Origin of the sequence: Sporosarcina limicola (assembly GCF_014873855.1) — a bacterium.
Taxonomy (GTDB): domain Bacteria; phylum Bacillota; class Bacilli; order Bacillales_A; family Planococcaceae; genus Sporosarcina; species Sporosarcina limicola.
This window is the reverse complement of the sequence record NZ_JADBEL010000018.1, coordinates 47,821-61,557: the sequence shown is the minus strand read 5'-3', so window position 1 is coordinate 61,557 and position 13,737 is coordinate 47,821. Positions and strand designations below refer to the sequence as shown.

Annotated in this window: 13 protein-coding genes and 1 riboswitch; of the genes, 7 read left to right on the top strand and 6 right to left on the bottom strand. The window is 41.7% G+C overall.

Going from position 1 to position 13,737, the window contains the following annotated elements; translation table 11 throughout:
- Positions 1-266 precede the first annotated feature (266 nt).
- The 6 genes from H4683_RS14750 to H4683_RS14725 all read right to left on the bottom strand — a co-directional run bounded on the left by H4683_RS14750 (position 267) and on the right by H4683_RS14725 (position 4,604).
- Positions 267-887 (bottom strand): hypothetical protein, encoded by a 621-nt coding sequence (locus H4683_RS14750; RefSeq protein WP_192599589.1) that lies wholly within the window; start codon positions 885-887, stop codon positions 267-269.
- A gap of 149 nt (positions 888-1,036) precedes the next feature.
- Positions 1,037-1,837, bottom strand: coding sequence for a TatD family hydrolase (locus H4683_RS14745; RefSeq protein ID WP_192599588.1), 801 nt, complete (start codon positions 1,835-1,837; stop codon positions 1,037-1,039).
- A complete protein-coding gene (locus tag H4683_RS14740) occupies positions 1,821-2,552 on the bottom strand; it encodes an ATP-binding cassette domain-containing protein (protein ID WP_192599587.1) in 732 nt (243 codons plus the stop codon). The genes H4683_RS14745 and H4683_RS14740 overlap by 17 nt, the downstream gene beginning before the upstream one ends.
- On the bottom strand, positions 2,545-3,318 hold the full coding sequence (locus H4683_RS14735; protein ID WP_192599586.1) for an ABC transporter permease: 774 nt from the start codon (positions 3,316-3,318) through the stop codon (positions 2,545-2,547). The genes H4683_RS14740 and H4683_RS14735 overlap by 8 nt, the downstream gene beginning before the upstream one ends.
- Positions 3,315-3,605, bottom strand: coding sequence for a thiamine-binding protein (locus tag H4683_RS14730; RefSeq protein WP_192599585.1), 291 nt, complete (start codon positions 3,603-3,605; stop codon positions 3,315-3,317). Before H4683_RS14730 ends, H4683_RS14735 begins: the two co-directional genes overlap by 4 nt.
- Positions 3,606-3,617: 12 nt before the next feature.
- Positions 3,618-4,604: an ABC transporter substrate-binding protein gene (locus tag H4683_RS14725; RefSeq protein ID WP_192599584.1), complete on the bottom strand. Its 987-nt coding sequence runs from the start codon at positions 4,602-4,604 to the stop codon at positions 3,618-3,620.
- Between the two features lie 99 nt (positions 4,605-4,703).
- A riboswitch (TPP riboswitch) is annotated at positions 4,704-4,812 on the bottom strand.
- Positions 4,813-5,029: 217 nt separating this feature from the next.
- Between H4683_RS14725 and H4683_RS14720 the strand changes: the two genes are divergently transcribed.
- From H4683_RS14720 to H4683_RS14690, 7 genes are all read left to right on the top strand, one after another.
- Positions 5,030-5,473 carry a DUF6526 family protein gene (locus H4683_RS14720; RefSeq protein WP_192599583.1) on the top strand — a complete coding sequence of 148 codons (444 nt, stop codon included), beginning with the start codon at positions 5,030-5,032 and terminating at the stop codon, positions 5,471-5,473.
- Between the two features lie 482 nt (positions 5,474-5,955).
- The gene (gene mmgD, locus H4683_RS14715; RefSeq protein WP_192599582.1) at positions 5,956-7,068 is read left to right on the top strand and encodes a citrate synthase; all 1,113 of its coding nucleotides are present in this window, start codon (positions 5,956-5,958) and stop codon (positions 7,066-7,068) included.
- 101 nt (positions 7,069-7,169) lie between these two features.
- Positions 7,170-8,606, top strand: coding sequence for a bifunctional 2-methylcitrate dehydratase/aconitate hydratase (locus H4683_RS14710; RefSeq protein ID WP_192599581.1), 1,437 nt, complete (start codon positions 7,170-7,172; stop codon positions 8,604-8,606).
- Positions 8,607-8,624: 18 nt separating this feature from the next.
- Complete coding sequence (gene prpB / locus H4683_RS14705; protein WP_192599580.1) at positions 8,625-9,533, top strand: methylisocitrate lyase; 909 nt, start codon at positions 8,625-8,627, stop codon at positions 9,531-9,533.
- 122 nt (positions 9,534-9,655) lie between these two features.
- Positions 9,656-11,359 (top strand): acyl-CoA dehydrogenase family protein, encoded by a 1,704-nt coding sequence (locus H4683_RS14700; protein WP_192599579.1) that lies wholly within the window; start codon positions 9,656-9,658, stop codon positions 11,357-11,359.
- Positions 11,360-11,373: 14 nt separating this feature from the next.
- The gene (locus H4683_RS14695) at positions 11,374-12,276 is read left to right on the top strand and encodes an NAD(P)-dependent oxidoreductase (RefSeq protein ID WP_192599578.1); all 903 of its coding nucleotides are present in this window, start codon (positions 11,374-11,376) and stop codon (positions 12,274-12,276) included.
- Positions 12,277-13,737, top strand: a complete 1,461-nt coding sequence (locus H4683_RS14690) for a CoA-acylating methylmalonate-semialdehyde dehydrogenase (protein ID WP_192599577.1) — start codon at positions 12,277-12,279, stop codon at positions 13,735-13,737.

Genomic DNA, 13,737 nt, shown 5'->3' with positions numbered 1-13,737 from the left:
CCGGGGAAACTGTCATGGCTCGTGTGAACTGTCATGGCAATGCGTGAAACTGTAAGGGCAACCGGGGAAACTGTCATGGCTCGTGTGAACTGTCATGGCAATGCGTGAAACTGTAAGGGCAACCGGGGAAACTGTCATGGCTCGTGTGAACTGTCATGGTCCGGACGAACTGTCGCTATCAAGTCATCAAAAGAGAAGCAATCAGCGGCTCTCGTCTCCGAGACAAATCAAAAGACGCCCCGCAAAATGGGCGTCTTTAGCTTTAATCAATGTCCGTCGTGACCATCTTTATCTTTGTCTTTGTCGTCACCTTCGCCATGGCCACTCATTTCTTTTTTCTTCATATAGCGTTCCATTGCGACTGCGTCGATTGCTTTGATTGACGTCTCTACTGCATCTGAATGATCAGCTGTAAATTTTTCTTGGCTGGAAGTATCTGTGAAGAATACATCACCATAACCCATAGGTGTTTTAATGTCTGCATGGACCATTTTTGCGTCATCCATTGTAACCCATTCAAGGGAATTATAATCACGGACATATTTTTCTGAAAGTACAACTGCTTCATTATCACGTTGATAGTTAAACAAACAACCAGCATCGTCAAAGTACAATGTTTTATTATCATCTGTTACAGCTTTTGCTGTGAAAGCGCCCATTTCATCATCTTTCATATACACTTTCATATTGCAAGATTCAAATGCACACAAGGAATGTTCATCTGGCTCACTGTGTTCATGCACTTGGTCGTCCTTTTTTGCTACTTCCTCAGTTTTAGGTGCGACAACTTTGTCTTTGTCATCCTTTTTTGTTGTTTCATCAGCCTTATCTCCTGAACAAGCGGCTAAACTTAAGACTGTAGTCATTAAAATAAGTAATTTTTTCATCGTTATTTTCTCCTCCTTAGTTATGTACAAAATTAATTATATGAGGTGACTGTGAAAATAATGTGAAATCTCATAAGATGAGGAAAATAGTGGTGACAAAAAAGTGAACATCGCCATACGCTGTTTCGGCATGTGGCGATGTTCACTTTTTATATGCTATAAAACTGTTTTACATTGTTATACAGCTGGATGTATACATCTTCTATTCCCACGTTTTTAATACGGGCAATTGTTGCAATGGAATGATGCATCATTGTCGGATGTGTCATTTCATTCGTAAAAGGTCCTTCGAATGGCCATGGCCCATCGGTCTCGACCATCAATTGTTCGATAGGGTACAGATCGATTAGCGTCTGAATTTCTTGTTCATAAACGCAATCCGGTGTGACAGATATGTAATAACCGTTTTGGATCATTCGCTCGACAGTTGAAGTAGGTCCTTTAAACCAGTGAAAATGTGCTTTTTCGATAGAGTGCTTTTCCAACAAGTCGCAGGCGATGGAAGCATCTTCATAGACAGCATGCAGAACGATGGGTTTAACCCACAGCTTTGCCAGTCGGATAAATTCCTCGAGAAGCTTACAATAAGGCTCCAACTGAAGATTCGGACTTTTCTCCCGCAAATAATAGGGGAGTCCGACTTCTCCAACCGCAACCATTTTTTCTTTATTTACCTCCATAAACCCAAAGAGCTTATCTAATTCAATGGTTGAAGGTATTTCCTGTTCAGGATGAAAGCCGAAAGTGGGATGGATACGGGGATGTTTTTCGGCGAGTTTTAAATTACGAATGCCTGAAGCGACATCCATCGACACTGTAATAAGTCCATGTAATTCAGAGGATGGATGCTCCAAATAGTCGATAATGGTTCTCTGATTTTCAGTAGCATATTGAACAAGATGGATATGTGCATCGATTATATATTGTTTTCTTTCATCCGCGAAGGTCATGATGTATCTCCCTTTTTAACTTCATAAATTGCTCAGTTAAAAGAATATCTTCTGCCCTTGGTCGCGTAAAAGGTACGATGATTTCTTTTTTGACGGATGCTGGTTTTTCGGAAAGGATAAGAATCCGATCGGATAAATAGAGTGCTTCGTCGATATTATGAGTGATGAAGAGTATTGACTTTCGATATTCCTCCCAAATGGTGAGCAGCCATTCTTGCATTTCGAATCGCGTAAATTCATCGAGAGCGGAAAAGGGTTCGTCTAAGCAAATGATAGACTGCGGACTGTTGAGACTTCGTATGAATGCGACACGTTGTTTCATACCACCTGATAATTGGTTAGGATAGGCTTGTTCATAGCCCCCAAGTCCCGCCTTTTCGATAAGCTCCTTGGCCTTGGTTGAATCTTTTTGTCCGGCGATTTCTGAACTTAATAAAACGTTTTGTAAAATGGTTCTCCAAGGGAACAATGCAGGACTTTGCGGCATATAGCTAATATGGCCACGCGAATTATTCACTCTTTTCCCATCCAACATAATATCCCCATTATCAGGTGCATAAAGTCCGCCGATAAGCTGAAATAATGTGCTTTTACCACTGCCTGAAGGACCGACAATTGAGACAAACTCCCCTTCATCGACATGAAATGAAACATCTTGAAGAACATAATTGCTCCCATATGATTTAGAAACATGTTGTAAACTTAGTTTACCCACTGGACGAATCACCTCCTTGCTGTTGCCATTTTAATACCCATTTCTCAAGAAGCGCAATGACTGCAAAAAAGGACAAGCTCAAGATCATGATGACAGCAATCGCGACAAACACTCGATCCGTTTTAAAGGAAGAGGAGGCAAGTGTCATATAGACGCCGATTCCTTTGTTTGCACCAAGCCATTCGGAAATGACAGCCCCCATGACGCTATATGTACCAGCGATTTTTAAACCGGAAAAAATGGATGGGAGCGCATAAGGCCATTGTAGTTTCCAAAAGATTTGCCTATTTGTCGCACCTGTCATTTTCAAATAGTGCAACATATCCCGGTCTGTTTGTCGGAAACCGTCCAATGCCGCAATCGTAACTGGGAAAAAACAGACGAGCACAATGATGATGATTTTTGGCATCATACCGAATCCAAACCAGATGACAAGCAAAGGAGCAAGTACAATGATTGGGATATTTTGTGATAAAATAAGTAATGGATAAAATGCTTCCTGTAGCACTGGCAGACGGAAGAGAAGAATTGCTACAGTCAAGCCGACGATGATTCCAATTACATAGCCGGAAAAGGCAAGTCGAATGGTCGATAAAATATGGCTAGAATAATGCATCCATCCATGGATTGCTTCGTCCCATATTTGCGTGGGAACCGGGAGCAACCATGCCGGAATATCGAAAACGCGGCCTGCAATTTCCCAAATGGTAAGCAAAAGGATGATGACCGACACTGGCCGCCATCCTTTTTTTATAATTGCCCTCATCTATATTTCTCCGTCAACTTATTCATGGAAGCGTCATCCGGTTTGTATAGGATTTTCACTTGTGAAATGATACTCGCTGAACCTAATTCGACCATGCGCTCATTCATTTGTTGAATAATTCCTAACAGTTCCGTTAAGTTACCTTCCATCGTTGTTTCAAGCGGAGATACTTGGTAAGGGACGCCCGCCTGATCGATGATTGCGATGGCGGCATCGACGTATGGAATAACGTCTTCACCATTGGGTGTTTTCGGTATGATTTGAATGCTTACTAAAGCGTTTGCCATGTTTTTTCCTCCTTATTTAGGTAAAAATTTATTCGTAAATGCGTCTTGCGCAGTAAAGTCTCCATCGAGTAAGTCGTTTTCGGTCATCCAGTTAGCATAGTTTTCCCAAATCTCAACTTTTTGTTCCCCCCAATGAGCCGCATCGTCTTTATATTTTGGTGAAATCCATTCTTGACTAGCCTTTACAAGCTTTTCATCGAGATCAGGCACTGCTTTCAATAAAATTTTCGCACCTTCTTCTGGATTGTCAATCGCAAACTCATAACCTTTTGCAATCGCTTTGATAAAAGCTTGAACGGTATCTGGGTTATCACTGATCATTTTTTCGTTCGTTATAATGACAGGTGTGTAGTAATCAAGTTTGTCCGAGTAGTCTTTTAGGTACTGCATATTCAAGTCGATGCCACGAAGTTCAGCTTCGATACCTGTCCATGCATAGTAAATCCAAGCAAAATCGATATCCCGTTCGACGGCTGTGAAGAAGTCGGAATTGCCCATGCTGATGAATTTGACTTTATCGACATCCGCATTTTCTTGCGTCATCAATGAAGAGATGACCGCTTGTTCAACGGGAGCGCCCCAACCGCCATATGTTTTACCTTCATAATTTTTTGGTGATTTGATGCCACTCTTTTTTATAGAGGCAAAGCCGGATGTATTGTGTTGTAGAATCGCGGCGATGGAAACGATGGGTATATCTTGTACACGTGCTTCTGTAATTGATTCCTGTGCTCCGATACCGAACTGGGCTTTGCCAGAAGCGACCAAATGATCGGCGCCCGCTTCTCCAGGCAACATGATTTCAACATCAAGTCCTGCTTCTTTAAAATAATCTTTTTCCTGTGCGATATATAAACCAGTGTGGTTTGTATTCGGTGTCCAGTCAAGTGCAAAATGGATTTTTTCCATTTTTCCGCCTTTCCCTGACTCATTCTTCGGCTCGCTGCTACATGCTGTGAGCAGTAAGGTAAGTAAGACAAATAGCCAAACTTTCTTCATCATTATTCCTCCTAATTAATTCATAACCATAACAATTGAACGGCTGCCCGGAACGAAAAAATGCGTTCTCCGGATAACCGAAGAACGCATAAACATAGCATAGCTAATGAGTATGTTCCCTCCGCTGGCTTTAACCAGATCAGGTTCAAAGGGTATATACTTTTTGAGTACATCTCAACCAGCATCACTGGTTCCCCTACATATTGAAACAGTATGAAAATTTATATTGCATCTACTACTTTGCCATAGATTCAGTGTTGAATCAAGTGCAGGTGATGAATGATGATCTTTCGTTCAACTTATATAGATGGAGAGTGGGGGTTCCCCTAGGCTGCTTGCGACGAAGTCTAAGCAGAAAGCATCCTTATCGAAAGTGCCTATGCTATAGTGAAGGCGTATGGATTGCAAAGAAAGGTGGGATCATCATGACCACAAAACCAACACAATCTTATGAAAATCATACGCGTTTTCATCCATTACAGCATTTTATATTGTTGCCGCTCAGCGTTATAACACTAGTTGCAGCACTCATACATACTGTAACGGCAATCGTACGAGGAGAATTCACTCTATCGGATTTTCTACTTCTAGCACTCGTTATCATGAGTATTATCGTAGGGCTTCTTGCAAGAGTCAATGCGCTAAAAGTACAAGACAGAGTCATTCGAATGGAAGAGCAGTTCAGGTATTATATGCTGACGAATGAGCCAATCGATTCGCGGTTAACTGTCCAGCAACTGATTGCTTTACGATTTGCCTCGAACGAAGAATTTCCGGCATTAGCAAGGAAGGCGGCTAGGGATGAACTGACTCCAGCACAGATTAAAAGGGAAATTCATAATTGGCGTATAGACAAACACCGCGTTTAAAAAGGGAATGAGGCATCCGACTCCGAGACAATTCGAAATTGCTCTGGGGTCAGGCGCCTTTTCCCTTTCTTGACAATGAAAAATAGGTGTCCTACTCTTATAAAAGAGAACAGAATAGCCGGAGGACAAAATGACAAATCATCATAGATTCAGTGTTAATCAAGTGTAGATATTCGTCCATTAATTCTAAAATGATTTCAGAAAATATCTACTCAATTACTGATGGAATAATTGGAATGTTTTAAAGTCTATGTTATAGTCAACGGTATAATCGAATATGTATAAAAATAGCTGTAGATAGATATGGATGTATTTATTTGGTCAAAAGGGAAAGTCGGTGAGAACTGATCCTATCCTTAAGTTTTTAGGGGTGAAACAGAGAAGAGAGTAAATGATGAACAAAGGAGGAACTATTCCTACACTTTATGAAAGCGCTTTCAAAATAGAAAGAGCATACATTAGTAGAATTGGAGGGAAATAATATGACGAATACAACTACATTTTCACCGGGACTTGAAGGTGTAATTGCTGTCGAAACAGCCATTTCGTTGCTTGATACAGAATTGGGGCAAATCGTCATCAAAGGGTACGATTTAATCGAGTTGTCGAAAACAAAGGGATATCTGGATATTGTTCATTTGTTATTGGAGGGAACGCTACCAACGGAGGAAGAAAAATCCAACATAGAATCCAAATTGAAGGAGAAATTCGAGGTGCCAGCAAGCATTATGACGATCTTGCAGGCATTACCAAAAGAGACACACCCTATGGATGCATTGAGAACTGGGATTTCTGCTCTGGCAGGCTATGATTTGGAGATTGATAGACATACGGTAGTTGACAATAAAAGGCGAGCCTATGAAGTACTTGGACAAATACCAAACATCATTGCGAATAGTTATCACATTTTACAGAAGGAGGATCCAATTTATCCACTACAAGAGTTGTCTTACAGTGCGAATTACCTTTATATGATCACTGGAAATAAACCGTCAACACTAGAGGAGGCCATTTTTGATCAATCACTTCTGCTTTATAGTGAACATGAAATGCCGAATTCCACTTTTACCGCTAGAGTAATTGCTTCGACGCTGTCGGATTTATATGGCGCATTAACAGGCGCTGTTGCCTCTTTGAAGGGGAATTTACATGGCGGTGCAAATGAGGCTGTGATGCATCTGCTTTTAGAAGCGGGGTCGGTTAATGCATTTGAAGCGTTGTTAGAGAAGCGCTTGCGTGATAAAGAAAAAATCATGGGGTTTGGTCATCGGGTTTATATGAAAAAGATGGATCCAAGGGCCTTGATAATGAAGAACGCATTAAAAGAATTATGTGTGTTAAAGGGAGATGACCTTCTCTATCAAATGTGTGAGGCGGGAGAGAGACTAATGGAGAGGGAAAAGGGACTTTATCCAAACTTAGACTACTATGCGGCACCGGTGTATTGGATGCTCGGTATTCCAATACCTTTATATACGCCAATCTTTTTTGGTTCGAGAACGATAGGGTTATGTGCGCATATTATTGAACAACATGAAAACAATCGCTTATTTCGTCCAAGGGTTCATTATATTGGCGAACGACACAGTAAGTAATCAACTGGGGAGTTGGAACTGGTCGTTCGCCGTAGTCCGTATGCCTAAAGCATCCGTCAATCACCATGTTAAACAATTTGTAAGCGGAAAGGAAGAGTTAGATGCTGAAAATAGAGCAACAAAAGAAGACAGATACACTTATAGAGGAAATAACAGACTATGTATTAAATAAAGAGATTACAAGTACGGAAGCCTTTAAGACCGCTCATCATGTACTACTAGATACAATTGGCTGTGGAATATTAGCATTAAATTATCCGGAGTGCACAAAGTTACTGGGCCCGATAATTCCGGGGACAGTCGTTCCAAATGGCAGTCGTGTACCTGGCACACCGTTTGTACTGGATCCAGTCAAAGGTGCTTTCGACATAGGTTGTATGATTAGGTGGCTTGATTATAATGATACATGGTTAGCTGCTGAGTGGGGACATCCTTCTGATAATTTAGGTGGGATATTAGCAACAGCAGATTACCTAAGCCGCGTTCGCCTAGCGGAAGGAAAGACGCCATTTGTCGTTCGTGATGTGTTGGAAATGATGATTAAGGCACATGAAATACAAGGTATACTGGCCTTAGATAACAGTTTGAATCGAGTTGGACTAGACCATGTTCATCTTGTAAAGATTGCTACAACAGCAGTAGTTACTAAAATGCTTGGTGGTGGGCGTACAGAAATAAACAACGCGTTAACGAATGCTTGGATTGATGGAGCTAGTCTCAGAACGTATCGACATGCACCTAATACAGGTTCACGAAAGTCGTGGGCGGCAGGTGATGCAACGAGTAGAGGGGTTCGTTTGGCAATGATGGCAATGACAGGAGAAATGGGTTACCCAACAGCACTAACTGCTCCAGGATGGGGATTCCAGGATGTATTATTCAAACAAAAGGAACTAACATTGGCACGGCCTTTGGATGCCTATGTGATGGAGAATATTTTGTTTAAAGTGTCATATCCAGCAGAGTTTCATGCGCAGACTGCAGCTGAATGTGCAATTATTCTACATCCTCACCTTAAGGAACGTATGGATGACATTGAAAAAATAACGATTACAACACATGAATCTGCTATCCGAATAATCGACAAAGTGGGTCCGCTCAACAATCCAGCTGACCGTGACCATTGCATACAGTATATTACGGCGCTTGGTTTATTATATGGGGACGTTGTTGCGGATCATTATGAAGATGAAGTCGCGAGTGATTTGCGAATCGACCTGTTAAGAAATAAAATGGTCGTTGTAGAAGACAAGCAATACAGTAAAGATTATCTTGATCCGAGCAAGCGCTCAATCGCCAACGCTATTCAAATTAAATTCAAAGATGGCTCAACAACGGAGAAAGTGGTAATCGAATATCCGTTAGGCCATCGTTTCAGAAGAGAAGAAGCCATTCCTAAAATAGAGGAAAAGTTTTCGGCTACACTTATGACACATTTCTCACAAAAGCATCAAGTAGAAATAGAAGCAGCATGTGCAAATCAGGAAGATTTAGGAAAGATGAATGTAAAAGAGTTCGTCGACTTATTTTTGCAATGAGAGAGGAGAAGTATACCAATGGCATGGATAGTTAATCAGCAGTCATCACAAGAAGACTTGTCAAAGAATTTCCGCTCACTTATGAAGACATCAGAAATCCTTCAAATTCCTGGGGCGCATGATGCAATGGCGGCGCTAGTCGCAAAAAATGCTGGGTTTTCTGCACTCTATCTATCCGGTGCTGCCTATACGGCTAGCCGTGGGTTACCCGATTTAGGAATTGTGACGTCAAGTGAAGTTGCGGAGCGTGCGCGGGATTTAGTGCGGGCAACTGATTTACCGTTGCTTGTTGATATAGATACGGGATTTGGCGGTGTCTTAAATGTCGCGAGGACGGCATGTGAAATGGTAGAAGCAAGAGTCGCAGCGGTCCAAATAGAAGATCAACAATTACCTAAGAAATGCGGCCATTTAAATGGTAAAAACTTGGTTTCTACAGAAGAAATGGTGCAAAAAATTAAAGTGATTAAACAAGTGGCACCTACTCTTCTTATTGTTGCTAGAACAGATGCACGTGCGGTGGAGGGATTGGATAAGGCGATCGATCGAGCGAAAGCCTATGCTGAAGCGGGAGCAGATGCTATTTTCCCGGAAGCCTTACAATCAGAAGGTGAATTTCAACTCTTTGCCAAGGAAATTCCGATACCTTTACTTGCGAATATGACAGAGTTTGGTAAAACGCCCTATTACAGTGCTGAAGAATTTGCAAAGATGGGCTTTCAGATGGTTATTTATCCAGTCACATCCTTAAGGGTCGCGGCAAAAGCGTTTGAACGTGTCTATGCGGAAATTATCAATCAAGGGTCGCAAGAAAAAGCGTTGCCTGATATGCAAACAAGAAGTGAGTTATACGAAACAATTTCTTATGATAAATTTGAGGCATTAGATGTTTCAATTGCAAAGACGGTATTAACAAAAGAGCAGTGAAAAAATAATGAGGACGATGACCTGCTAAATACTGCATCATCGTCTTTCTAAAAAGTAGAATACATACAATATAGTTAGCACGATCATAGCACTATATAGCACTAAATGGAGGGAGAATGAAAATGGAGCGAACAAGACATCCAATGTTGGACTCCGATGCAGTAGATGGCGTCTATTTCACACCAGAAGATTTCACAGACGACGAGAATATGATTGCAAAAACAACCAAACAATTTATTAAGCTAGATGCAAAGCCCCAATCGGAAAAGAATAGGCCAATTACACGTTCACTTTTTGAAAAAGCGGGCGAAATTGGTCTTCTTGGCATCGAAGTTCCGGAGGCATACGGCGGTTTTGATTTAGGGAAAAAAGTTGCGGGTCTCGTTGCAGAAATAATGGGAGCAGCAGGGTCATTTAGTGTTTCGTTTAATATTCATGTAGGTGTTGGCACTTTACCGTATGTCTACTTCGGCACAGAAGCTCAAAAGGGAAAGTATCTGCCTAAACTCGCAAGTGGTGAATGGATCGGTGCTTATGCCTTAACAGAACCAAACGCAGGGTCAGATGCGTTGAATAGCAAAACATCTGCCGTTTTGAATAAAGAAGGAACAGGTTGGATATTAAACGGTGAAAAGCAATGGATCACCAATGCTCAACTTGCCGATTGCTATGTAGTATTTGGGAAGACAGCTGATGGCATGACTGCGTTTATCGTAGAGCGAACATTTGAAGGAGTTTCCGTTGGTCCTGAAGAAAAAAAGATGGGGATTAGTGGTTCATCTACCGCGACCCTTATTTTAGAAGATGTGATGATACCGACTGAAAATGTCTTGGGGGAAATTGGAAAAGGTCATCATATCGCTTTAAATATTTTAAATATGGCTCGTTTAAAACTTGCGTTTGCCAATATTGGAACGGCAAAGCGTGCGTTGCATCTGGCAGTTACTTATGCGAAACAACGCAAGCAGTTTCAAACAGCATTGGTCGATTTTACGATGACTCAGGAGAAATTAGCGAATATGGCAGTTCGAATTTATGGAGCAGAAAGTGCGGCATATCGTACAGTGGGGGCAATGGATGACGCGTTGCAGTCGGTTGAGTCAACAGAAGAATTTGTAAACGTTGTCGCTGATTATATGATTGATTGCGCTGTGAATAAAGTGAATAGTTCGGAATCTCTTGATTATATTGTGGATGAGGCGGTACAGATTCACGGGGGATATGGCTATATGCAAGAGTATGAAGTAGAAAACTTATATCGTGATGCCCGAATTAATCGAATTTTTGAAGGGACGAATGAAATTAATCGTCTTACAATTGCTAAGGGGCTACTAAAAAAAATAAAAAAAGAGAAATTATGGCCAGACGCAGGCAAAGGAAATAGTCACATACAAGCTCTAGAGCGACAAGGCGACTACTTAACTAAAGCGAAGGAGTTAGTTGCACTTTCTTTGAAAGCAGTTACACCGTCCTTTGAAAAAGCAATTGTAGAGGAACAAGAATATTTACGATTACTGGCAAATATGAATATAAGGATATACATCATGGAGTCAACCCTTGTAAGGACAGAAAAGGCAGTGATCAAGAATGGGGAACTGGAGGAAGAGAGGAAATTGTTAATGACCGATGTGCTTTGTGAAGAGGGCTATCGTCATGTGCAATCAGCCGCAATCTCATTTGTCTCGGCTGCTCTTACTGATGAGTTTGATCGAGATAGGATGATGAAGGAAATTCAAGATTTTTCTGTACCTATTTACAGTAATTTGTTTATAAAGAAGCGGAAAATTGCTCGAAGTATAATAGAAGGTGCTCGTTACAACGTTTGAATGGGGGGAATAGAATGAAGAAAATTGGTGTTATTGGCTTGGGGAACATGGGGATGCCGATGGCGAAAAATTTACTGGAGTCTGGATTTACGGTTTACGGAAATGATCGTAGTGAATTAGCAGAAGAAGTATTTCAACAAGCGGGTGGAATTATTGGTCACTCCGCAACCCGAATGGCGGGATGCTGCGATATTATTTTGACAAGTTTACCTTCGTCAGAAGCAGTAGAATCAGTTTATTTAGGAAAAGAAGGCTTGATTCAACATAGCGAAAAACACATTCTTTTGATGGATACTAGTACTGTATCACCGTCAGTGAATCGACAAATCAGTGAGGAAGCACAAGCTAAAGGTATTGCATTTTTAGCCGCACCGGTTAGTGGTGGAGTGATTGGAGCTGAAAATCGGTCGCTTACATTCATGGTCGGCGGTTCGGCAGTGGAATACGAGCGTTCCTTACCGGTCATTTCATTGTTAGGGGAGAATTTGTTTCATGTAAGTGAGCGAATCGATGGCGGGACAATCTCGAAATTGATTAATAACTTACTCATCGGCTTTTATACTGCGGGGGTGAGTGAAGCATTGACATTAGCAAAAGAAAATGGAATGGACCTGGATAAGCTTTTTGAAATGCTGAATGTTAGTTATGGTCAAAGTCGAATCTATGAACGTAATTTTAAATCATTTATTGCCAAAGAAAATTATGATCCCGGATTTGCGCTAAAACTATTAAGAAAAGATGTTGGGTTTGCCTTGCAATTGGCAGAGGAAAATCGATTGCATCTACCAATTAGTCAAGCGCTTTACGCAGTTTACGAAGAAGCGGAACAGGCGGGTTTAGGGGATGAGGATATGTCAGCCCTGTATAAAAGAATTGGAGAACAAGCAATAGCATTTCCAGTAGGAGGAGTGGTATAAATGACAACGACAAGCATGGAACAAATCAGAAATTGGATTGATGGAGAATGGGTAGCCTCTACTGGAACAGAAACGGAGACGGTTCCTAATCCAGCAACAGGCGAAACGATTGCTTATGTACCCCTCTCTACAACGAAAGATGTGGATCATGCAGTGAAAGTAGCAAAAAAAGCTTTTGAAACATGGGCTGATGTGCCAGTGCCGAATCGTGCACGTTTTTTATTCACTTATTTACAAAAATTGCAGGCGAACAAAGAAGAGTTAGCGCAAATCATTACGATGGAAAGTGGAAAGACGCTAACAGATGCGAGAGGGGAAGTTCAGCGAGGGGTTGAAGTCGTAGAGCTTGCTACATCAGCCCCAAATTTAATGATGGGAGACGCACTTCCCAATATGGCCAGTGGAATTGATGGGTCTATTTGGCGCTACCCACTAGGCGTTGTGGCAGGTATAACACCATTTAATTTTCCGATGATGGTGCCTCTTTGGATGTTCCCGCTTGCTATTGCTTGCGGAAATACATTCGTGCTAAAAGCATCTGAACGCACGCCTTTACTAGCAGGGGAGCTTGTTAGATTATTTCATGAATCTGGCTTTCCAAAAGGGGTCTTGAGCTTAGTGCATGGTGGAAAAGAAGTAGTGAACGGCTTATTAGAGCATCCTGATATTAAAGCGATTTCCTTTGTTGGTTCAGAGCCGGTTGCGAAGCATGTTTATGAAACGGGTACGAAACATGGCAAGCGTGTCCAGGCATTGGCGGGGGCAAAGAACCATGCGGTTGTCATGCCAGATTGTCATCTTGAAAAAACGGTTCAAGGAGTCATTGGTGCTGCGTTTGGTAGCAGTGGTGAACGTTGTATGGCTTGCTCTGTTGTGGCCGTCGTTGATGAAGTGGCAGATGCTTTTATAGAGTTACTCGTTTCAGAAACACGTAAACTAAAAGTCGGAGATGGTCGCTATGAAGAGAATTTTGTAGGGCCGCTTATTCGCGAAACGCATAAAGAGCGTGTGCTTAGTTATATAGATAGTGGTATATCGGATGGCGCTAAGTTGATTGTGGATGGTCGGAAGATGGAAGATGAACCGGCAGTAGGCTATTATCTGGGTGCGACCATTTTTGATAGTGTGAGCAAAGACATGAAGATATGGCAGGAAGAAATCTTTGCTCCTGTATTGAGTATTGTACGTGTGAAGGATTTGGGGGCAGGCATTGAGTTGACGAACCAATCAAAATTTGCAAATGGGGCAGTTATTTACACGGCAAGTGGTAAAAGTGCTCAAACGTTTCGTGACAAAATCGATGCTGGGATGATTGGGGTGAATGTGAACGTGCCTGCACCAATGGCGTTCTTCTCCTTTGCAGGAAACAAAGCTTCATTCTATGGGGACCTTGGTACAAATGGTAAAGATGGGGTTCAGTTTTATACACGCAAAAAAGTTGTTACGGAACGCTGGTTCTAA